The organism is Oceanobacillus luteolus (assembly GCF_023715655.1).
Lineage (GTDB): Bacteria > Bacillota > Bacilli > Bacillales > Amphibacillaceae > Oceanobacillus > Oceanobacillus luteolus.
In genome coordinates, this window is record NZ_JAMBON010000022.1 from 24,875 (window position 1) to 47,802 (window position 22,928).

General features: G+C 39.0%; 23 protein-coding genes. 6 read left to right on the forward strand and 17 right to left on the reverse strand.

Features of this window, described 5'->3' with window-relative positions; all coding sequences use genetic code 11:
• The first annotated feature begins 212 nt into the window (after positions 1 to 212).
• Positions 213 to 1,325 (forward strand): sporulation integral membrane protein YtvI, encoded by a 1,113-nt coding sequence (gene ytvI / locus M3210_RS12765; protein WP_251514992.1) that lies wholly within the window; start codon positions 213 to 215, stop codon positions 1,323 to 1,325.
• On the opposite strand, the gene M3210_RS12770 is transcribed toward ytvI, so the two are convergent.
• The 8 genes from M3210_RS12770 to dnaE all read right to left on the reverse strand — a co-directional run bounded on the left by M3210_RS12770 (position 1,322) and on the right by dnaE (position 12,072).
• Entirely contained in the window at positions 1,322 to 1,711 is a 390-nt protein-coding gene (locus tag M3210_RS12770) for an FxsA family protein (RefSeq protein WP_251514995.1), read from the reverse strand. The genes ytvI and M3210_RS12770 overlap by 4 nt on opposite strands.
• A gap of 107 nt (positions 1,712 to 1,818) precedes the next feature.
• Complete coding sequence (gene pyk / locus M3210_RS12775) at positions 1,819 to 3,579, reverse strand: pyruvate kinase (RefSeq protein ID WP_251514997.1); 1,761 nt, start codon at positions 3,577 to 3,579, stop codon at positions 1,819 to 1,821.
• A 25-nt stretch (positions 3,580 to 3,604) separates the two neighbouring features.
• Entirely contained in the window at positions 3,605 to 4,564 is a 960-nt protein-coding gene (gene pfkA, locus M3210_RS12780; RefSeq protein ID WP_251515049.1) for a 6-phosphofructokinase, read from the reverse strand.
• 226 nt (positions 4,565 to 4,790) lie between these two features.
• Positions 4,791 to 5,747, reverse strand: a complete 957-nt coding sequence (accA, locus tag M3210_RS12785; protein WP_251514999.1) for an acetyl-CoA carboxylase carboxyl transferase subunit alpha — start codon at positions 5,745 to 5,747, stop codon at positions 4,791 to 4,793.
• Positions 5,748 to 5,749: 2 nt separating this feature from the next.
• Positions 5,750 to 6,607 (reverse strand): acetyl-CoA carboxylase, carboxyltransferase subunit beta, encoded by an 858-nt coding sequence (accD, locus tag M3210_RS12790; protein ID WP_251515001.1) that lies wholly within the window; start codon positions 6,605 to 6,607, stop codon positions 5,750 to 5,752.
• A gap of 123 nt (positions 6,608 to 6,730) precedes the next feature.
• The gene (locus M3210_RS12795; RefSeq protein WP_251515011.1) at positions 6,731 to 7,333 is read right to left on the reverse strand and encodes a FadR/GntR family transcriptional regulator; all 603 of its coding nucleotides are present in this window, start codon (positions 7,331 to 7,333) and stop codon (positions 6,731 to 6,733) included.
• Between the two features lie 34 nt (positions 7,334 to 7,367).
• Positions 7,368 to 8,603, reverse strand: coding sequence for an NADP-dependent malic enzyme (ystJ, locus tag M3210_RS12800; protein WP_251515014.1), 1,236 nt, complete (start codon positions 8,601 to 8,603; stop codon positions 7,368 to 7,370).
• 124 nt (positions 8,604 to 8,727) lie between these two features.
• On the reverse strand, positions 8,728 to 12,072 hold the full coding sequence (gene dnaE, locus M3210_RS12805) for a DNA polymerase III subunit alpha (RefSeq protein ID WP_251515016.1): 3,345 nt from the start codon (positions 12,070 to 12,072) through the stop codon (positions 8,728 to 8,730).
• A 244-nt stretch (positions 12,073 to 12,316) separates the two neighbouring features.
• On the opposite strand from dnaE, the gene ytrH reads away from it, so the two are divergent.
• The 3 genes from ytrH to M3210_RS12820 all read left to right on the forward strand — a co-directional run bounded on the left by ytrH (position 12,317) and on the right by M3210_RS12820 (position 13,487).
• Positions 12,317 to 12,649 (forward strand): sporulation membrane protein YtrH, encoded by a 333-nt coding sequence (gene ytrH, locus M3210_RS12810; protein WP_251515050.1) that lies wholly within the window; start codon positions 12,317 to 12,319, stop codon positions 12,647 to 12,649.
• Complete coding sequence (ytrI, locus tag M3210_RS12815; RefSeq protein WP_251515018.1) at positions 12,650 to 13,138, forward strand: sporulation membrane protein YtrI; 489 nt, start codon at positions 12,650 to 12,652, stop codon at positions 13,136 to 13,138.
• Between the two features lie 148 nt (positions 13,139 to 13,286).
• Positions 13,287 to 13,487: a YtzJ family protein gene (locus M3210_RS12820; RefSeq protein WP_251515021.1), complete on the forward strand. Its 201-nt coding sequence runs from the start codon at positions 13,287 to 13,289 to the stop codon at positions 13,485 to 13,487.
• 19 nt (positions 13,488 to 13,506) lie between these two features.
• Here M3210_RS12820 and M3210_RS12825 read toward each other — a convergent pair whose 3' ends face one another.
• A complete protein-coding gene (locus M3210_RS12825; protein ID WP_251515024.1) occupies positions 13,507 to 14,454 on the reverse strand; it encodes a DHH family phosphoesterase in 948 nt (315 codons plus the stop codon).
• Between the two features lie 130 nt (positions 14,455 to 14,584).
• Here M3210_RS12825 and M3210_RS12830 point away from each other — a divergent pair, with 130 nt between their 5' ends.
• Positions 14,585 to 14,881 carry a YtpI family protein gene (locus M3210_RS12830; RefSeq protein ID WP_251515028.1) on the forward strand — a complete coding sequence of 99 codons (297 nt, stop codon included), beginning with the start codon at positions 14,585 to 14,587 and terminating at the stop codon, positions 14,879 to 14,881.
• A gap of 33 nt (positions 14,882 to 14,914) precedes the next feature.
• Here the strand turns inward: M3210_RS12830 and M3210_RS12835 are convergent, their stop codons facing one another.
• The 7 genes from M3210_RS12835 to M3210_RS12865 all read right to left on the reverse strand — a co-directional run bounded on the left by M3210_RS12835 (position 14,915) and on the right by M3210_RS12865 (position 21,096).
• The gene (locus M3210_RS12835) at positions 14,915 to 16,222 is read right to left on the reverse strand and encodes a DRTGG domain-containing protein (RefSeq protein WP_251515029.1); all 1,308 of its coding nucleotides are present in this window, start codon (positions 16,220 to 16,222) and stop codon (positions 14,915 to 14,917) included.
• Positions 16,223 to 16,291: 69 nt separating this feature from the next.
• A complete protein-coding gene (locus M3210_RS12840; RefSeq protein ID WP_251515030.1) occupies positions 16,292 to 16,519 on the reverse strand; it encodes a hypothetical protein in 228 nt (75 codons plus the stop codon).
• A 508-nt stretch (positions 16,520 to 17,027) separates the two neighbouring features.
• Positions 17,028 to 17,792, reverse strand: coding sequence for a prepilin peptidase (locus M3210_RS12845; RefSeq protein ID WP_251515031.1), 765 nt, complete (start codon positions 17,790 to 17,792; stop codon positions 17,028 to 17,030).
• 170 nt (positions 17,793 to 17,962) lie between these two features.
• Positions 17,963 to 18,643: a metal-dependent hydrolase gene (locus tag M3210_RS12850; RefSeq protein WP_251515033.1), complete on the reverse strand. Its 681-nt coding sequence runs from the start codon at positions 18,641 to 18,643 to the stop codon at positions 17,963 to 17,965.
• Between the two features lie 192 nt (positions 18,644 to 18,835).
• Positions 18,836 to 19,519 (reverse strand): PspA/IM30 family protein, encoded by a 684-nt coding sequence (locus M3210_RS12855; protein WP_251515034.1) that lies wholly within the window; start codon positions 19,517 to 19,519, stop codon positions 18,836 to 18,838.
• Between the two features lie 173 nt (positions 19,520 to 19,692).
• A complete protein-coding gene (ald, locus tag M3210_RS12860; RefSeq protein WP_251515035.1) occupies positions 19,693 to 20,811 on the reverse strand; it encodes an alanine dehydrogenase in 1,119 nt (372 codons plus the stop codon).
• Positions 20,812 to 20,940: 129 nt separating this feature from the next.
• Positions 20,941 to 21,096 carry a hypothetical protein gene (locus M3210_RS12865; RefSeq protein ID WP_251515036.1) on the reverse strand — a complete coding sequence of 52 codons (156 nt, stop codon included), beginning with the start codon at positions 21,094 to 21,096 and terminating at the stop codon, positions 20,941 to 20,943.
• A gap of 125 nt (positions 21,097 to 21,221) precedes the next feature.
• Here M3210_RS12865 and M3210_RS12870 point away from each other — a divergent pair, with 125 nt between their 5' ends.
• Complete coding sequence (locus tag M3210_RS12870; RefSeq protein WP_251515037.1) at positions 21,222 to 21,650, forward strand: universal stress protein; 429 nt, start codon at positions 21,222 to 21,224, stop codon at positions 21,648 to 21,650.
• Between the two features lie 89 nt (positions 21,651 to 21,739).
• On the opposite strand, the gene M3210_RS12875 is transcribed toward M3210_RS12870, so the two are convergent.
• Positions 21,740 to 22,921, reverse strand: coding sequence for an acetate kinase (locus M3210_RS12875; protein WP_251515039.1), 1,182 nt, complete (start codon positions 22,919 to 22,921; stop codon positions 21,740 to 21,742).
• Positions 22,922 to 22,928 lie beyond the last annotated feature (7 nt).

A 22,928-nucleotide genomic window follows, 5' to 3' on the forward strand; every position in this document is an offset into this window, starting at 1 on the left:
GCATTAAACTTATATATTCATGTATTTTCATATATTTAATAGACTGATCATATAATATTGTCTACCCCAAGTCCATTATATAGGAAATGACGCATAAAGTGAATTGAAAGCGTTTAAACACAGAAAAATTAGCTGAATTCCTGAATTTTTAGTCTAATATTTCTATTAAAAACATATGTATAGAAAGAACCGAAGTTTTTGGGGGATTTTTAATGGACAAGTCAATTTTAACAAAAACATTAAAATTATGCATCATTTTACTTCTCATTGTCAGTATATATTTTATTTTCCGCTATACTTTTTCTCTTATATTTCCCATGATCATTGTTTTTCTTATCGCATATCTTATGGAACCAGCAGTCAAATTTTTACATACAAACCTCAAGCTTCCAAGAGCATTGGCAAGTATCCTCACACTGCTGACTCTATTATTGGTTGGCATAGGAATATTGTTTATGGTTGTTACAGAGATTTATGAAGGAATAGCTTATCTTGCAGAAATTCTTCCAGAACAGCTTCATCAATTCGGGACAATTATGGATCAGTTTTTCACTCAGAGGATTCTGCCAATCTATGAACAGATATTATTACTCTTTAATCAATTGACAGCGGATGATCAACTTTTTGTTGAGGAGTATATTACAGATTTATTCAAACATGTTGCAGGTCTTGTTGGCATGTTTTTTCAAAGTTTGTTATTCGCCATACCTCGTAATCTTGCAGCGATACCAGAATCGATAACCGTGACTTTCTTCATTTTGCTGGCCAGTTTTTTATTATCAGCAGATTACCCAGGAATCAAACACTTTTTTGCCAAACATATTCCAATAAAAGTATCTACTAAGCTCCAACATATCGTCTATCATCTTAAGAAATCAACACTAGGTTATTTAAAAGCACAATTCATTTTGGTAGCCATATCCTTTCATTTGATATTCCTTGGTCTATCCATTATCGGAGTCAAACATGCTCTTACCATCGCTCTATTTATGATTCTTGTCGATTTAATCCCATTTCTGGGGACAGGCTTATTGTTCATACCTTGGATCGGCTACTCCTTTATAACAGCTGACTATCCGATGACAATTGGACTATCCATTGTGTATGGAATTGTGATTATCACAAGACAATTGATCGAACCAAAAATATATTCAATGAATATGGCAATTCATCCACTCGCCTGGCTCGTTGCTGCTTTTATCGGCATGAGAATATGGGGAGTCCTAGGCTTATTGCTTGCTCCATTTGCCATCATTATCCTTAAAGGACTTATCGATGCCGGGTTGTTTCGATGGCTAATAGGTTATATCAACGGAAAAACTTAAAATCGGAGATATATTATCGGACCTTTTTGAACAAGTTTATAGAGTAATTTCGAAACTATCCGCTTGCACATAGATCGTGAAAAAGGTAATAGAAAAGTCAATCCAATAATATCTGATATCAATCCTGGTGCAATCAATAATAAGGAACCAACGATGATACAGAGACCATCTACTATTTCCGCCGCCGGCACTTGGTTTGATTGCATGGATTGTGATGCTCGTTCCCATGTTTTGAAACCTTGCTTCCTGCCAACAGCAAATCCGAGTAGAGCTGTTAATATGATGAATAGAAGCAGCGGCCATACCCCTGTGTTGCTGCCAATCCAGATAAGTAAACCAATTTCAATTAAGGAAAACACACCAAAACCGATTATTAACCAACGCATGATATCACAGCCTTTCCTTTTTTATGTCCAATATTATTGGCTGTATAAAAGAAGGATAAGCAATGCTATTGAATTTTAGCATTGCTTATCATTACCTTTATTATTATTTACAATACACTTGCATGACCGTTATAAATGTCACCTTTTGTTCCGTCGATTGTTACATGTTGTCCATCTTCCAATACCTTCATTGCATTTTCTACACCGACAATCACCGGTATACCTAGACTCAATCCGACAACTGCTGCATGGGAAGTCAAGCCGCCTTCCACAGTAACAATTGCACCTGCTTTTTCGATTGCTGGCATCATATCCCTATCTGTGCCATACGTTACAAGAATATCTCCTGGGCTGACTTTTGCAATCGCTTCTTCTCCACTACGAGCAATGACGACTTTTCCATACGCACTTTGACGTCCAATTCCTTGTCCTTTTGCGATAACATCTCCTATGATATGGACTTTAAGAAGATTAGTCGTACCACTTTCGCCAACAGGAACACCGGCTGTGATAATTACTCTGCTGCCATGACTGCAAATTCCTGAAGCTACTCCACGCTCAATTGCCACATCCAGCATCTCATCTGTATTACTCGCCTTTTCACTCATAATAGGCTGTACACCCCATACAAGAGCCAATTGACGATTTACTCGCTCATGAAAAGTGACGGCTATAATTGTTTGTTTCGGTCGATATTTAGAAATCATACGAGCAGTATGTCCACTTTCAGTCGGAGTGATGATTGCCTCCACATCTAAATTCATCGCTGTATGAGTGACCGATTGACTGATGGCTTCAGTAATCGTCATTTCAACTAACTTTGATCTTTCACTTAAGATACTTTTATGTTCAAGAGCTGATTCTGTTTTCAATGCGATATTATTCATCGTTTTTACCGATTCAACTGGATACATACCGGCTGCAGTTTCTCCAGATAACATAATAGCATCTGTACCATCAAAGATGGCATTTGCAACGTCTGATGCTTCAGCACGAGTCGGTCTTGGGTTCCGTTGCATGGAATCCAGCATTTGAGTTGCAGTAATCACCGGTTTGCCAGCAAGATTACATTTCTTAATTAGCTGCTTCTGTACAAGCGGTACATCTTCAGCTGGAATTTCAACTCCCAAGTCGCCTCGGGCAACCATTAGTCCATCGCTCACCTGTAAGATCTCATCGATATGATCTACGCCTTCTTGGTTTTCGATTTTAGGTATGATTTGAATATTAGTACCGAGATGTTCTTCCAATACTTCCCGTATTTCAAGTACATCCGATGCACGACGGATAAAGGATGGTGCAATGAAGTCCACGTTATTTTTTATTCCAAAAATAATATCTTCCCGATCTTTGTCAGTAATTCCAGGTAAATTCAAGGAAACGTTAGGTACGTTAACACCCTTTTTATTTTTGATTTCTCCTGAGTTGAGAGCTTTTGTTTCGATTTCATTTTTCTCCTTGTGAATCTCTACAACTTCCAACTCAATTAAACCATCATCCAGTAAAATCTTGGACCCGACCGCAACATCATGGATCAGTCCCGGATACGTAACTGAAAATCTTTCCGCATCGCCTTCAACTTCATCCATTGAAATAAACACGGTACTGTTCATTTCAATATCTGCTCGGCCATCTTTAAAGTTACCTGTACGAATCTCTGGCCCCTTCGTATCTAAAAGAATGGCGATATTTTTCTTTTTATTGGCTGCCGCTTCACGGATATTTTGGATACGAGCACCATGCTCCTCAAAGTCACCATGAGAGAAATTAAGCCTGGCCACATTCATTCCAGCATCAATCAACTGTTCTAAGATTTCAACTGACTCTGAAGCAGGGCCAATCGTGCATACTATTTTTGTACTTCTCAACGTAATTCCTCCTTAAATTTTAGAGCTATATAGATAATTCTTTTGATAATCGATACATTTCATCATGTATTGTATTAGATCCATTAAAAATATCATTAAAAGCATAATCCACAAGTCGATTATTCTCTATACCAACCATTCTACCCGCTTTACCATCCATTAAAAGCTCTATAGCTCGACCACCAAGTCTACTTGCGAGTACACGGTCCGTCGCAGATGGTGAACCACCGCGCTGGATATAACCAAGAACAGTGACACGAGTTTCCAATTTTGTTTCTTTCTCTATCTTTTCACCGTAGTCAAATCCGCTGCCGACTCCTTCGGCCAACAGAATGATACTATGTTTTTTACCACGTTCATGTCCACGTTTTAATCTATCAATAATATCCTGGAAATCTTCTTTCTTCTCAGGGATAATAATCGACTCTGCACCACCGGCAAGACCAGCCCATAACGCAAGATCGCCTGCATCCCTTCCCATTACCTCGATGATGTAAGTTCTTTCATGGGAAGTCGCTGTATCACGAATTTTATCAATCGCTTCAATAACAGTATTTAGAGCCGTATCAAAGCCAATTGTAAAGTCAGTGCCAGTTATATCATTATCAATTGTAGCTGGAATGCCGATACAAGGAAATCCTTTCTTCGTCAGAGCCTCCGCTCCACGAAAACTTCCATCGCCACCAATGACGACTAATCCTTCTATCCCGAACTTTTCCAACTGTTCAATTGCTTTTTGTTGTCCTTCATCGGTCTTAAACTCTTCACTACGTGCTGAGAACAGAGCTGTTCCTCCCCGTTGGATAATATCACCAACCGAACCGATTTCCATTTTTTCTATATTGCCTTCCATTAAACCTTGGAAGCCATATTTAATCCCATATAGTTCAAGTCCGTGATAAATTCCTTTTCGAACGACAGCGCGAATCGCTGCATTCATTCCTGGTGCATCTCCACCACTTGTCAGTACTCCAATTCGTTTCAACATGATCACCCCGTAAAATAGGTTTTTCTAATTGATAAATTGATTGCAATAAACTGTACTAATAATTTAATAGAACCTGTTACATATATACCCACTATCTTTAAAGATAAATAAAAAACGTCAAAATAGCAATTATTTAACCGTTAAATTTATGTTTATCAACTATTTCTACTATTTTTCGAGAAAAAACGTGGTACAGACCCATACAGGTACGTACCACGTTTTCTTATAATATATCAAATTGACCAATCTGTTTATATTTTTCCCATCTTTTCTCCAACAATTCTTCCTCATTCAGTTGTGATAAATTCTGGAGCGATTTGGATAGGACTGTATCGATAAATTTGGACTGTTCATCCACATCTCGATGCGCCCCACCTCTCGGTTCAGGGATTATTTCATCAATCACTTGCAACTTTTTCAATTCATAGGAAGTGATCCCCATCGTTTCCGCAGCTTTTTTTGCTAAGCTGGCATCTTTCCAGAGAATAGAAGCTGCTCCTTCTGGTGAGATAACAGAGTAAGTGGAATTCTCCAGCATATGGACATGGTCACCCACACCAAGCGCCAGAGCTCCACCACTACCACCTTCACCAATGACGATACATACAATCGGCACACGTAACCCGGCCATCTCCATTAGGTTTCTGGCAATCGCTTCACTTTGGCCACGCTCTTCTGCAGCCTTACCAGGATATGCACCTTTTGTATCAATAAAACAAACAATCGGACGCTTGAACTTTTCTGCTTGCTTCATATGACGGAGTGCTTTACGGTAACCTTCCGGATGCGGCATGCCGAAGTTGCGGCGAATATTTTCTTTCGTGTCTTTACCGCGCTGATGACCGATAACGGTAATTGGCTTGTCTTTATAGAAAGCAATTCCAGCTACGATGGCAGCATCATCACCGAAGTTGCGATCTCCATGAAATTCAATGAAATCAGTGAAGATTCTTTCGATATAGTCTAGTGTCGTCGGACGTTCCCCGTGTCGTGCCATTTGCACCCGTTCCCACGGTTTTAGATTACCATATATATCATCTTCTAAGACCCTTAATCTCTCTTCTAACGTCGCTATTTCTTCAGATAAATCAATTTCACTATCATTAGTGAACTTTTTCAGTTCAGCTATTTTTTCTTTTAAATTGACTACCGGTTTTTCAAAATCCAATACTTGCTTCATTTTTAATGCTCTCCACCCTTCTTATGTAGCTTCAGCAATGTAGAAAGGGTGTCTTTCATATCTTTACGATGAATAACCTTGTCCAATTGCCCATGCTTCAACTGAAATTCGGCGGTTTGAAAATCTTGCGGCAATTTTTCCCTAACGGTTTGTTCGATAACTCTTCTTCCGGCAAAACCAATTAAAGCTCCCGGCTCAGCAAAGTTGTAATCACCGATAGAGGCAAAGCTTGCAGATACTCCTCCAGTCGTTGGATGAGTCATAACAGAAACCATTAGCCCACCAGCATCACTGAAGCGTTTAATTGCAATCGACGTTTTCGCCATCTGCATCAAGCTTAATACCCCTTCTTGCATCCTTGCTCCACCGGAAGCACAGAAAATAATAAATGGAATGGATTCTTTTCTGGCATTTTCAATAGCACGAGCTATCTTCTCTCCAACCACGGAACCCATACTTCCCATGCGGAAATTGGAATCCATAACAGCAAAAGCAGTTTCTTGTCCGTCAATGGTGCCTTTACCTGTTACAACAGCTTCGTTTAAGCCAGTTTTTTTCCGGTCTTTTTCCACCTTTTCAATATAATCCGGAAAATTCAACGGGTTTGTAGAAGTGATGTTTGCATCCCATTCTACAAAAGTTCCCTCATCAAATAGGCTATCAATCCGTTCCCATGCGGTCAGCGGATGATGGTAGCCACAATTCACACAAACATGAAGCATCTTTTTGATTTCTTTTCTATAAAAGATTTTATTACAACCTTTGCATTTTTGCATAAGGCCTTCAGGAACATCGACCTTGCCATTTTCACTCGGTATCGATGCGTAACGTCTACGCTTGCTAAATATATCTTTCAGCAAGGATCATACCTCCTTCTCAAAAGCAACATACGAAGCATATCCACCACTCATCATAGCTTATCCTATTAGAGAAATTTGTCATAATTTGCAAGGAGCTATAAATTATTTATTATTGATATGATTTTACTGCTCGTATAAACTTTCTAACGCGTTGTTGTCTTTCTCTGCGATTATTTCCAAGAGCTTATCATAAAATACCTGGCTCTCATATACACTATCAATCGAATGCGAAAATTCTTCCAACAACATCCAAATTTTTAACAATAATTTATTATTTGCTTGTTGTAGCACGCATGTGAAAAAGTCGATATGTTTCTTCTCGGATGGCGCACTGCTTTTCACAATTGCTTCCAGCTTAGTTAAAGTATCCTCCTGAATCAGAGGCAATGCCATTTTGACTGCTTCTTTTTCAATCATGCGTTTAACTTGATGAAGCTCATTTCTTGTTTGATCCTCTAATAAAATGAAAGAAGATAATAATTCCACAGATTGCAATGATTGATAGGATCTAAGAAATGTTCCTTCACCGTGTCGAGTTTCAATTAATCCCAATAATTCCAAGGCTCGTAATGCCTCACGAATGGATGACCTTCCAGCCTGCAGCTTGTCGGAAAGCTCCCTTTCTGAGGGGAGCTTATCACCCGGGGATAGATGGTTATCACGGATATACATGCGTACCTCTTCTAAAACTCCTTGATATACTTTTGGTTTTGAAGACTTTGACATAACCTAAAATCCCTTCTGCAGCGTCATGAACGATCTATTCAAATTTTCCTGTAAGCTGCCTAGTTTTTTCCGCAACCTCTTCAGGATCAACTTGAAGACGTGCAACACCAGACTCCATCGCAGCTTGAGCTACACTTTTGGCAACAATTGGTGCTACACGGGCATCAAATGGAGCTGGAATAACATAATCTTCATTCAACTCCTCCTCAGAAATGAGGGATGCAATCGCATGGGCAGCTGCTACTTTCATTTTTTCATTAATGCGTGTCGCTCTAACATCTAAAGCTCCACGAAAAATTCCTGGAAATGCCAACACATTGTTGACTTGATTTGGGAAATCTGAACGGCCAGTACCAATTACTTTTGCTCCAGCTTGTTTGGCTATTTCAGGCATAATTTCCGGTTCCGGATTTGCCATTGCGAATATAATTGGATCATCATTCATTTTTGCAACCATTTCTTCCGTTAGTGCGCCAGCAACAGATACACCGATAAATACATCTGCACCTTCCAGCATATCTTCCAACGTTCCTTCTTTTCTATCTAAGTTGGTAAATTGCGCAACCATTTCTTTAACCTCATTCATCCCATACGGTCGACCTTCAAATATCGCACCTCGAGAATCACACATTACCATACTTCTAACACCGAAGCTTTCTAATAAACGGGCAATTGCAATACCAGCTGCCCCGGCACCACTTAAGACTACTTTAATATCTTTAAACTGTTTATCAACAAGTTTCAATGCATTAATTAAACCGGCAACAGTCACAATAGCTGTTCCGTGTTGGTCATCGTGGAAAATCGGAATGTTCATTTCTTCTTTCAAACGGTCTTCTATGATGAAGCAATTAGGTGCTGCAATATCTTCCAGGTTGACTCCGCCAAAAGTCGGCTCCATTAACTTCACCGCATTCACAATCTGATCAACATCCTGCGTAGCCAAGCATATCGGGAATGCATCCACTCCAGCAAAACTCTTAAACAGTACCGCTTTGCCTTCCATAACTGGAAGTGAAGCTTCCGGACCAATGTTTCCTAATCCTAATACTGCTGAACCATCACTTACGACTGCCACCATATTCCCCTTCATGGTATAGTCGTACACACGGGATGTACGATCATAAATTTCTTTACATGGCTCTGCAACCCCTGGTGAATAAGCGAGGCTCAAGTCTTTTGAATCGTTTACTTGAACTTTGGATTGGACTGACAATTTACCTTGATTTACTTTGTGCATATGCAATGCTTCATCTCTTAAGCTTGCCATGATTTTATTCTCCCCTTTTTTAACATTCCTGAATTGATGGTTTACAGCAATCCAAGTGGTCTGACCACCCCTAATGACTTCTATATTATAACAAAAGAGATTTATCTGTAAAGCTCATACGCGTTCAGGTTTTCTTCACAACCACGTTGTCCCTGCCAAAAAATGTTCGTAACTGCTGTAGACAGGCACCCGTCGGTTCAATAAAATAACTTTGATTCAATTTATACGATTGTTTTTCTGCTTCATTATATAAAATGATCGGGACATTTCCTGGATACAATTTCGAAGCTTCGCCAATAACCGGCAACGCCTGTGGATTTGTTTGCTTCGTCGTTTTAATAAACATCATTTTATCAAATTTATGCTCAAGCTCTTGTTCTGTGAAAAGCTGGATATTATCAATAACAAATTGTAGCTTTTGATTCCGTTCTTCGACTTTTCCAATAATCATCACGATTTGTTCTTCCTCAAGCCAGCGTTTCACTTCACGGTACTTATCAGGAAAAATGACAGCATCGAGAATATCGTGTTCATCCGCAATCGTGAGAAAAGCCATTTGATCTCCGCGTTTGGTACGTATCTGCTTGATTTCCTGCAGAATAACAACAGTCTTCACGTTTTTCCTGCCAGCCAATGGTTCCATTGAAGCTATGGGAAGAAACCCGTTTGCTCGTAATTGGGAGCGATAATTTTTTAATGGATGGCTAGAAAGATACATTCCGACCAATTCTTTTTCATCCTGTAGTTTTTTAGTGATTGTAAAATCTTCAATCTCTACATAGTTTACGTCTAGGTTAAGCTGATTCTCAAATAGATTCGGCTGATCGTGGAACTCACGGAACAATTCACCTTGTTCTAATGCTTGATCAATGGATGCTAGCAAACTCGCGCGATTATTAAACAACTCATCAAAAGCACCAGCTAATATCAAATTCTCTATTGTGGAACGCTTAACCGATTCATTCGGCACTCGGAGACAAAAATCAAATAGATTTTTGAATGCTCCCCCATTTTTTCTGGCTTCAATGATTGCCCGTATCGCATCATTTCCAATCCCTTTTATCGAACTGAGACCCATCCGTATTTTATCTTTTTCAACAGTATATTTACCGAAGCTTCTATTTACCGATGGTGGTAATAGTTCCATGCCGATTTCATTCATTTCTTTAATATACAAATGCAATTTTTCTTGTTGATTTCTAGATCTCGTCAAGATTTCAGCAAAAAAACTTGCAGGAAAATTCGCCTTTAAGTAGCTTAATTGATAGGAAATCTTACTATAGGCGACCGCATGGCTCCTCGGAAAACCGTAGTTTGAAAAACGGACAATCCAACTGAATATTTCTTCCGCTACTTTTTCTGTATAGCCACTTTTCAAACAACCATCAATAAACCGTTGCCGCTCCTCCTGCATCACTTGATGATTTTTCTTACTGACGGCTCTCCTTAATATATCGGCCTCCCCAAGCGTAAAACCGGCAATCCGACTTGCAATTTGCATGATTTGTTCTTGGTAAACAAGCACACCATACGTAGTTTCTAAAATCGGCTTTAAATCTTTATGTGGATAAACAACTTCTTCCTTTTGATGCTTTCTCGCAATATAGTTAGGAATGAAATCCATTGGTCCTGGACGGTAAAGGGCATTAACAGCAACAATGTCTTCAAAACCAGTTGGTTTAAGCTCGCGTAGGACACGCTTCATCCCAGCCGATTCCAATTGGAATACTCCATTCGTTTTACCTTCACGAAGAAGTGAGTAGGTTTTTTCATCATTTGCAGGAATTTGTTCTAAACGTATTGGTTCTTTTCTGCGATAATTGATTGAATCTATGACCCTTTCCAATAAGGAAAGATTGCGAAGCCCAAGAAAATCCATTTTTAAAAGTCCGATCGACTCTAAATCATTCATTGCAAACTGGGTCAAATACGTATTTCCAGTGCCTGTTGTAAGTGGCACATGTTCAACCAGTGGTTGCTCACTGATCACCACACCTGCAGCATGGGTTGAAATATGCCTCGGCAAACCTTCTAGACGGACCGCGATAGAAAACAGAAGCTTCAACTTCGGTGACTGTTTAATATATTCCTTCAGTTCTGGAAGTCCCTTCATCATTTCTACAATCGATTTCGATGACTGGGTCGGAATCTCCCTTAAGATGAACTGGGCATCTTGTCCGTCAACTGCTAGGGTTTTAATCAACTCCCGAATGAGAGATCTCGCTGCAAATGTACCAAACGTAATGATTTGTGCGACATGTTCATGTCCATATTTTTCCCGGACATAGTCGATTACTTCGTCTCTCCTTTCATCAGAGAAATCGATGTCAATATCCGGCATTGTTTGGCGTTCAGGATTTAGAAATCTCTCAAATAATAGGTTGTAGTGAATAGGGTCAACATCCGTTATTCCAAGGACATAAGCCACAAGTGAACCGGCAGACGAACCACGTCCTGGACCAACTGCAATCCCTTGTTGTTTAGCGTAGGCGATAATATCTGCAGTAATGAGGAAGTAATCACTGAAGTCCATTCTTTGTATTACTGATAACTCATATTCCAACCGTTCCCTTATTTCTGCTGTAATGTTTGAATACTTTTCTGGAAGCTTCATGAAACATTGCTTTTCTAAATAGTCATGAACATCGACCCCATCCTCTAATGGATAGGTAGGCAACAGACGCTTTTGGAAATTAAATTCAACGGAACATCTATCCGCAATTTTCGCCGTTTCATGAATTGCATCCGGGAAAAGTCCACCAAGTTCCAATTCCACTTCTTGTACCGTTCGCAAATGCTTATTCCTTAATGCTTCATTGGATACTTGCATACTCCATTCTCTTCCATGTTTCATCGCTAGAAGACAGTCATAACTGTATACATCTTTCTCTTCCAAATAATGTACGTCGGTGGTTACGGTTATATTTGCTGGATAATTGTTCGTATAGTGCTTTAATAATGTTGTTTGCTTACTATTATTTTCTACACCAATGTAGAAATCTCCTTGTTCAAATAATCTTTCATACATACTCAGGTAAGAGTGGACTTCTTCAAAGCTACTTTCTTCAAGTCTTTTGGAAAGCTCCACATCATTTACCGGAAGAATCCCAATCAAACCAACCGTGTGATCTGATAATTCATGTACAGTGATTCCTTCTCTTCCTTCAACTTGGAGTATCGTACTGAGACGAATGAGATTCTTGTAGCCTGAATTATTTTTCGCTAACAATGTAATCTTCGTATGTAAGTTATCTTCTCTTGAAACAGGAATAATCAACCCGATAATCGGCTTGATTCCAACCTTCTTACACGCTTTATAAAAAGGGATCACTCCATATAGAACCCCTTCATCCGTCAAGGCGAGTGCGGAAAAGTTCATTTCTTTTGCCTTAGCCACTAAACGATCAATGGTAATCGTACTATTCATAAGGCTGAAACCGCTTCTGACCTGTAAATGTGTATAAGACATACAATCCCACCTTCTGTTCTATGTGTACTATTATACCAAGGAAATAGGAACATGCATACGGTTAACACCTAATACCTGTTGTAACTGTATATCCTCGAAATATGAAACCTCTATCGGAACGATCGCTTCACACCGATATTGATGAACAATTTACGCAAGTTAATCAAGGTACTGTAATGGTTCATATTCATTCAGGATTCAACATAACATAATAAAGGACAGGCTAAAGGGAGTGAAGCAATTGATTGAGGAACGCTTTTTTGCCGCATTTATACACTGCTTTTTTATTGCTTTTGGAGTCATTCTCGGTGGCTCTGTCATTGGAAGTATCGGAGACTTCGCAACTGGAGATCCCCCGCTGTCTTCCATGACAAGAATTGCAGATCGACTTAGAATTTGGGCGATTGTCGCAGCAATTGGCGGTACATTTGATGCCATTGCCAATGTGGAAAGAGGATTATTTGGCGGTTCAACCTTTGATCTCCTGAAGCAGGTCCTTCTAATTGTCTCAGCTATGGGCGGTGTCAAGGTGGGGCTGACAATCATTGAATGGATTACACAGAAAGGTATGTCTTAAATGCATTTTCCACCATACTATAAGAGACCTGGTTGGCAGCGATTCTTCGTCGGTATGTTTACTGGTGGTGTGATTGGATATTTTATTTTACTTTATATGTACGGGTCGATGTACGAGAATCTACTAACTGAAAACTATGATTTACAGGAAGCGATTATTGACCTAAGAGAACAAAATAAAGTATTACTGGAAACTCAAGAAAATCAAGATACGGCATTATCCATTCAAGAAATAGAGATTATTATTTCCAACCCAGATATTATTAAAGATAGCTTACTTATATCACAGTTAAAAACATTAATAAAAGAAGAAATCAGTCATCTAATCGGGGTAGAAGTTCAAGTCGTTTCTGCCAGTGAAGAGTTGCTTATCTCAGCGATTGAAAACAAGGCATTCACAATCGATAAAGTCTCCTATCATTTTACAGTCTCCAGACTTACATTCGCTCCAAAACTTAAAATCGTAGTTGACGCGAATATTCTAAATTGAACAATTTATGAACATTTTAGACTTTTCGTTTAACGAAGGGTCTTTTTGTGTATGATGGAAATAACATATAATGTAAGCGCTCTAATTGAGTATAGGCACCTTTTCAAGATTATTCCATACGATAAAAGAGTATAAGGAGGGGAGAAACATGATTATTCCTGCGAAATCATTGGTAGTAGAAAATATGAAAAGATTAAAGAACGGAGAAACAGCCTTTGCTGAATCAACTGAAGTGATTCGGCTATTAGAGCGTGATATTGCCCGAGAAAATTTAAATGTTTTTATTGACAAAACACCAGCCGGTTGTTGGATTATTCCTCAAAAAGATTCTACAAAAGTTATGGAATAACCCAGACCAAAGGTCCGGGTTATTTTCTGTAATTTTTACATGTTATATCTAAATCATGGATGACCGCATCTGCTTCTTCCCAGCTGTAAACCGTCGCTCCCGAAGCCAATGGGTGTCCCCCACCGTTATATTTCGCTGCTATCTCATTAATCACTGGACCTTTAGAGCGGAGTCTCACTCTTATCAAATCATCTTCTTCGATAAAGAACACCCATGCTTTAATCCCTTTAACATCACCGAGTACATTAACGAGTTGTCCTGTCTCATCTGCAGAAACTTGATACTCATCCAACAATTCTTTTGTCAGCTTTATTGCACACAATCCAGACTCGAACATTTTAAAGTCCTGCAGGATATGACCTCTAAGCCGCATAATATTCGTCTCTACACTGTAAAGATTTTGATATAATTCCGGGCGGTCAAATTGATAGGTAACAAGCTCAGCAGCAAATTGGAACGTTTTCTTCGTTGTGCTTGGAAATAAAAATCTACCGGTATCACCTACTATACCAGCATATAGTAATCTCGCTCCCTCATCACTTAACTTGAATCCCTCGCTCTTTCCTGCTTCAAACAATTCATAAATCATTTCGCTTGTTGAGCTTGCATCGGTATTAACCCACACAACATCTCCATACGCATCCACATTCGGATGATGATCAATTTTAATTATCTTCTCACCCAACTTATGGCGCTCATCATCTATTCTTGGTGTATTCGCCGTATCACATACAATAACAAGAGCCCCTTCATACACATCCTCAGAAATGGTGTCCATTTTAATAAGAAATTCAAACTCGGGGTCGTCCACTCCAACAATATAGACATTTTTATCAGGGTAAGATGTTTGGATGATTTCTTTTAATCCACCTTGAGAACCAAGTGCATCTGGATCAGGGCGGACATGACGATGAATAATAATTGTTTCATATTGTTTTATCGCTTCAATAATACTACGTTTTTCCATAATACAGCTCCAATCTCCTTAAGGGAAAACCTATTATTTAGTCTTACTCCGTACATAACTAGAAAAATACTGTAAAACAAGTTAGAATAGAATAGTGATTTAGTATTTAAGGTAGTTTAGGAGAGATGATATGATAATTTTCCCTATAGGTATCGTGATTTCCCTTGTACTATACGTTTATTATAAGGTTGCTATTGTGAAAAGCAAAGATATCTTAACACAAAAGTATTTTAATGGTAAGTCCCGTATCTGCCTAGGTGCTTTTATTCTGCTGTTTGGAATTAACCAATATTTCTTTTATGAGACGACACTTTCTCTAATTATCGGCATTATATTTGTACTTTTAGGTGGTTTGCAGGTAACTCGTGGTTATAACGAAGCAAGGCATTATCGAAATGAATATCGGAGATTGAATCCTAGCGAATAAAAAACATGCACCTTCTCTTAGGTGCATGTTTTTTTAACGATTAATCAATTGTGCCATTAATAAGCCTTTACCAATAAGGTTTTTCTCATCAAACACTTCAACGTCCACTTTCGCATATAGTCGTCCAACCTCTAGGATAGTCGGCTTAATCCGGAGTTCACTATCGATTTGCACCGGCTTCGTGAAGTAAACGGTAATATTTTCAATGGATAATTCCGCTCTCCGTTTATCCATCAACAATCTACTGCTTGCCTCTATAATCAAAGCAGTGAAGACTCCGTGACCTAAGGTTCCTAAATGATTCGTCATTTGTGGTACAACTTGTGAAACGAATACATTTTCCTCATCAGGAGCAGCTTCCAAATTACTTGTAATGATATCTGTAATGGTCTCCCCTACTTGTGGCTGACGTTGTATTTGCTGCATTGCCTTCAGTACATCCTGTCTGGACACTACACCAATTAAAATTCGAGAATCATCTACTACCGGCAAGAGTTCAATACCTTCCCAAACCATCGTATGAGAAGCAGACGCCAGTGAAGTTTTAGACTGCACGGTATGAGGTTTCTTACTCATCACTTTGTCGATACTTATCTGTTCATCCTGACCTACAATATCTTTTGAGGAGATCATCCCAACTACGCGCATCTTACTGTCGACCACTGGAAAACGTGTGTGGGTGGAACGTCTATTTAATACATACCAATCCTCAATCTTATCCGTATTACGCATATAAAATGTATCTTCCAATGGAGTTGCGATATCTCCTACAAAGATAATTTCCTTTTTGATCAACTGGTCATAAATTGCACGGTTAATCATAGAAGCTACGGTAAACGTATCATAACTTGTAGAAATGATCGGCAAGTCCTTCTCGTCCGCAAGTTGCTTATTCCTTTCTTCTGTATCGAAACCCCCGGTAATCAACACAGCAGCTCCGGTCTGCAACGCACGATAATGCGCTTCCACCCGGTTACCAACAATAAGTAAAGAACCCGCATCCGTGTAACGCATCATGTCTTCCAGCTGCATGGCACCGATCAAGAATTTACTTAATGTCTTATGAAGGCCATCACGTCCTCCAAGTACTTGTCCATCAATTATGTTGACAACCTCTGCAAATGTCAGCCGCTCGAAGTTTTCTTTTTTCTTCTTTTCAATCCGAATGGTACCGACCCGCTCAATCGTACTTACAAGCCCTTGATTTTCCGCTTCCTTAATTGCCCGGTAGGCAGTTCCATCACTTACATTCATGACTTTTGCAATTTGGCGTACGGAGATCTTTTGGCCAACTTCTAAAGATAAAATATGTTGCAAAATCATTTCGTGTTTCGTAGCCATCTTAAACACCGCCTAATCTGTACTATAGCAATACTTCTAATTCAATTATACAGATTAGAACCCAACTACTCAACGATTAGCACGTATTTTGTTTTCCTCAAAAGACTGTTCCATTACAGGCGGTGCGATCATTTGTAAAAGATTCGCCAAATTCGCTCCAACTACAAGCAGCAAAAATGCCAGCCACATACCCCAAAACGTCATCTCCAAGCCTGAAGCTGCAAGTGTAAACTTCGGCCAGGCGAAATAGAGCATGAGAGCTGCCAGAAGTAGTCGGAGGGTGGGTAGGTTTTTCATAGTATGTTTCCTCCTTTTTAAATATATATATGGAGTAATCATGTGTGAAAGAACAATTATTATGTAAAGTGACTAGTCGTACCAAACGTCAATTGTCGGTTGATGTGAATCGTCCCATTCAATTATTGGATTATCCTCTCTGTCACTATCACCAGGATTACCTAGATTTACATCACATTTTCCTTTTATTTCTTTGTAAGCATTCTCTTCTATAATTGGATCCTTCGCTCGCCAACTTTCAATTTGCTCATCGAGAACAATTTTGCCTCTTTGCGATCCATACCCTCTAACATGATGTTCGCAATTTCCAATCCATTGGATATGTTTCCATTCGCTTCTAAATTTTGTAAAAATAGAGGGTGAAGTGAGATAGCAGATAATGAAACGATACTTATAAACAACAATATTTTTTTAAAAGGAACATTCTTCTAAAAAACAGGCTCCATATGGTGCATAAGCATGAATGGAAGGACGGTTGTACCAGTTGCTCCATTTTTTCAACGTAGATCTAACAGTTTATGTAAAACAACTGCATGTACCAATGAATCATCTCTTCCCCATAAAAATAAGAAAGTAATGCACCTGCAACTATATACGGACCAAATGGAATCGGCTGTTTTCGTTCAACAATTTTAAGTGCCATTAACGCTATTCCCACTACAGCACCTAATAGACATGCCAAAAAGAAAGCTAGGAGTACATTTTGCAGTCCTAATACAATTCCTAACACTCCAAATAACTTCATGTCCCCAGCACCCATACCTCCACGGCTAATAATGATAATCAACGCAAGCAGTGCAATTGCTATAAGCGAGCCGACAATCGGAGACCACCAAGGATCCAACGGACTGATAAATCGCATAATGATAAAAAATGGCAGGAAAAATCGCAATACATTGTTTTGAATGATCATATAGTGAATATCAGAAACGAGTATAATCATCAACATGGATACTAGCATTAATGCTATGACTAACTCCCAGTCGAATCCAATCTGCATGTAACTGAATAGAAATAAACATCCAGTTAATGCTTCAATTATCGGATATACAGGTGAGATTCTTTCACCGCAATACCTACATTTCCCAAACTGGATGAAATAAGACATAATAGGCATTAGTTCATACCAAGACAATGTTTTTTTACATCTTGGACAATAGGAGCGGTCATTTATAAATGTTTCATTTTTCGGTCCTCTAAGTCCTACCACGTTATAAAACGAGCCGAATATCGCTCCAAATGTAAAGAATAACAGACAATATATGTACTCCAACCTCCGGCCCCCCTCAGCTATATCGCATGTAACTTTTCACCCATGATTATAGCACTATATGGAAGTAATTTCATGAATCTACACAAAATTATTATGAAATTTACAATCAGAAAAAGCCCTATAAACAGTAAACTGTTTATACGGCTAACATTCGCAATATTTATCTATAACTATAATTCGATGGATTCGCCAATTTTCAATGCACGACCTTCTCCGGTTTTCACTTTACTTGCCCAAGCATCTGGATCTTGTTCAATCACAGGGAAAGTATTGTAATGGACCGGTACACTAATCTTCGCATTAATCCAATCAGCTGCAACTAAAGCATCTTCAGGTCCCATCGTGAAGTTATCTCCAATCGGGATAAACGCAATATCAATGTCATTCATTTCCCCGTACATCTTTAAATCGGTAAACAATGCTGTATCACCAACATGGTAAATCGTTTTTCCTCCGACAGTAAGTAAGATGCCGCCTGGCATTCCTCCGTAAATTACTGTTCCATCATCTTCCGCATAGGACGAGCCATGAAAGGCTTGTGTGAATTTTACTTTTCCAAAATCGAATTCACGGGAGCCGCCAATATGCATCGGATGGGTTACAACCCCTTTTGTTCCGAGATATACAGCAAGTTCGTTCGGTGCAACAATCAATGCATCTGTACGTTTTGCAATCTCCACTGCATCACCCACATGGTCATTATGGGCATGTGTCAATAATATAACATCTGCATCCACCGTACTTGCATCTAAATCACAAGCCTCATTGCCAGAGATAAAAGGGTCAAATAAGATCGTATGTGAACCTGTTTCAACTTTTACGACTGAATGACCGTGATAGGATACTTTCATTGAACATCTCTCCCTTTTTAATAATTCTATCTATATTCAAATTAAAACATAATGTATGGTGAAAGTTAAGTTATAACTGTTCGTTGAATTTATAAGATGTGGTTATGAGAAATTGAATATAGTATGAGTTCCTCTTACTTTCACCCTTGTAATGTAAAAAAAGCACCATCGGGTGCTTTTTTGATTTGTGCATTATTCTGTTGGGCTTTCGTCTTTACCTAGTTTTTTCTTTAGTGCTGCAAGTTCATCATCTACATCATTCGTAATTAAATCTTTGAATTCATCATCTAACGTCCGGCTTGCTTGCGAGATATCCTCAGATGTTTCAGCTTCAGCCTCAAAACGTAATACCTTTTCTTCCATACGTTCGAAACCTTGCCTGGATTCATCACCACTGATGGAAGACATCGTACGGTTCATCTTTGTTCTCGTTTTCGCGGATTCTGCACGAGCTTTCAAAGAATCCTTCTTCAATTGCATCTCACGGTATTCACGTTTCATTTCATCTAATTTATCACGGAGAGATGATACATCAGCTTGGGCACGTTCCCAAGACTCTGTTAAGCTTGCCAATGTATTTTCATGGTCTTTCTTATCTTGAAGTGCACGACGAGCTAAATCATCATTGCCTGCTTCGACAGCTTTTTCAGCTTGTTCTTGACGACGATCCACCATCACTTGAGCATCATTTACTTTTCGTTTCAACATTTTTTCATTGGCGATTTGTTTAGCTACCGCAGCCTCTGCTTCTCGAATGTCTTCACCCATATCCCTTAAAAATTGGTCAAGCATTTTCACTGGATCTTCGGCTTTGTCAATCATTGCATTAAGTTCTGAACTGACTACTGTTCTAATCCTTTTAAAAAATTGAAACACAGTTATCTCCTCCTTAATTTTAGCTAATGTATTGTTTCCCTTTTACAAAGGATAACATTCCTGTAATCTTCTATTCCTTATGTATTACGCATTGAAAATGAAAAGGTTTCAAGAAAAATGTAAAAAACTCTTATAAAAATAAAAGCACTGATTAAAAAATCAGTGCTTTTCCTCTATTTGTTCAACAATACTTTAACATCCTCATATTCCATTTGATGAGCATCTGCAACAGCTTTGTAGGCGACGTAACCACCTAATGTGTTTATACCATTGAGAAGTGCTGCATTATCCTTAACAGCCTGCTTCAATCCTTTATTAGCAACTTGCAAAATATATGGTGTTGTAGCATTCGTTAAACCTACCGTCGCTGTTTGTGGGACGGCTCCAGGCATATTAGCCACGGTATAATGGACAACATCATGTTTCATATAAGTCGGGTTATCATGCGTTGTAATCCTGTCACTCGTTTCAAAGTTACCACCTTGGTCAATAGCAACGTCAACCATTACAGAGCCTGGTGCCATTTGTTTCACCATTTCTTCTGTAACTAAAACTGGAGCTTTAGCACCTGGTATGAGTACTGCACCAATAACCAAATCAGATTCGATAACAGACGTATAGATGTTGTGCGGATTTGATACTAACGTATTAATGGAATTTCCAAAAATATCATCTAGTTGACGTAACCGGTCAGGGTTTAGATCAATTATCGTCACCTTTGCACCTAGTCCGACTGCTATTTTAGCGGCATTCGTTCCAACTACTCCACCACCAATAATTGTTACCTTTCCTCTGGCGACCCCAGGTATTCCTGAAAGAAGGATCCCTTTACCACCATGGATTTTTTCAAGAAATTGCATACCGACTTGGGTAACCATTCTTCCCGCCACTTCACTCATAGGAGTCAATAATGGTAAAGCCCCATTCGGCAGCTGAACCGTTTCATAGGCAAGTCCGGTCACTTTGTTCTCTACTAAAGCCTTTGTCAATTCAGGTTCATTTGCTAAATGTAAGTAGGTGAATAAAATAAGTCCTTCACGGAAGTATTTGAATTCTTCTTTTTTTGGTTCTTTTACTTTTAAAACCATATCCTGATTCCAAGCTTCTTCAGCAGTATCGACTATAACTGCACCCACTTCTTTATATTGTTCATCGAAAAAGCTAGAGCCTTCGCCCGCTCCTGTTTGAACGTACACCTCATGCCCTGCCTGCGTTAAAGAATATACACCTGAAGGGGCCATCGCAACACGATTTTCATTATTAAGTATTTCTTTTGGTATACCGATTCTCATTTCCAATCCTCCTATGTAGCATATTCAAATCTAAGCCTATTGTAACAAAAGAAAGACTATTAAGCATTCTTGGAAATAGAATTATTTGTCTGGAAGAGAATTAACTCTCTTCCAGACGAACGATACAGATTACCTGTTTTGGTTATTGAAGTGATGGACTCCACGGTTATTCTTCAACTGATCCTCAACTACTCCACTCTGATAACTTTCATTCAGCTGGTTTTTTACAGCGTCAATTCCTTTAGGGTCGGTAAACAGTTTGTTCTGCTTTTTTATTTTTGCCAAATCAGTCACCTCCTTGAATTTAGTGTGCCCAAGAACCTGTAACAAAGTTGTTATTTTTACTGGCAATATTTGATTGGAACACTTTCCGTTAGGGTATATAATTAAAGTAGGAAGGGGAGATAATTATGAAATATAAAAACATTGTTGTTGCTGTGGACGGTTCTGAAGCCGCTGAGAAAGCGTTCAAGAAAGCTGTTTCTATAGCTCTACGTAATGATGCTCGCCTTATTATTTCTCATGTTATTGATTCCCGGACGTTTGCGACAGCTGAAGCTTATGATCGTACACTTTCCAATCGTGCCGAGGAATATGCAAAAGAATTATTAGACACGTATATTGAAAGCGCAAGAAAAGAAGGACTGACTGATTTGGTAAGATGTATCGAATATGGATCTCCAAAAGTTAAAGTCCCACGTGACATCGCGGAGAACTTCAAAGCAGATTTGATCGTTTGTGGTGCAACTGGTATGAACGCAGTTGAGCGTTTCTTAATTGGCAGTGTCTCAGAAAGCATCACAAGACATGCCAATTGTGATGTGTTGGTGATCAGATAACACAACTTATATTAATTTGAAAGCATCCTTTATAGGATGCTTTTTAATTTTAACTAAAAAATGGGAAAGAGGCTGAAACCTCTCACCCATTAACTTAAGCGTACAGTGTCGCGTGCAATCATGACTTCTTCGTTGGTCGGAATCACGATTACTTTTACAGGCGAATGCGGATAATTAATAAATTGTTCTTTTCCACGTACGTTATTCAGTTTCGGATCCCAATAAACTCCCATGAATTCCAAACCTGTTAAGATTTTCTCACGTACTACATCACTATTTTCACCAACACCTGCTGTAAAAATAATCGCATCTACACCAGACATTTTTGCGGCATAAGAACCAATGAATTGGTGGATTCTTTCAGCAAATACAGTTAGAGCAAGTTCTGCACGTTCATCTGAAGCTGCCCTCTCTTCAATATCCCGTAAGTCACTGGAAAATCCGGAAAGTGCCAACATTCCACTTTCCTTATTTAATACGTGCACAACTTCATCGGCAGTTTTACCCGTTTTGTCCATAATATAAGGAATCAATGCAGGATCGATATCTCCCGATCGTGTTCCCATCGTCACTCCTGCAAGTGGAGTGAAGCCCATTGATGTATCAATGGATTTCCCTCCTTCGACAGCTGTAACACTTGCTCCATTTCCTATATGACAAGTGATGAGACGTAGATCCTCGATTGGAGTGCCGATCAATTCTGCAGCTCGCTCTGATACAAATTTATGGCTTGTTCCATGGAAACCATATTTCCGAATGCCATATTCCGTATAATAGTTTTTAGGTAAACTATATAAATAAGATGATTTTGGCATGCTCTGGTGGAATGCTGTATCAAAGACTGCCACCATAGGTACATCAGGTAAGATTTCCTGGAAAGCTCGAATTCCTGTCAAGTTTGCAGGATTGTGAAGCGGAGCCAACTCGGAAACATTTTCAATCGTTTGAATCACTTCATCCGTGATCAGTACGGAATCACTGAAGTATTCACCACCATGAACAACACGATGTCCAACCGCATCAATCTCCTGAAAGCTTTTGATGACACCAGAATCAGTCAATGCTTTGAGCAATAATTGTACTGCGACACCATGGTTTGGGATATCTGAAATTGACTTCTCCTTATTACCATTCACTTCCATTTTAAAGATCGAATTATCCAGACCAATTCTCTCAATAACACCGATAGCAGATACCTTCTCTTCTGGCATCTGAATCAATTGAAATTTTAATGATGAACTTCCTGCATTTATTGCTAATACATTTTTCATAAAATCA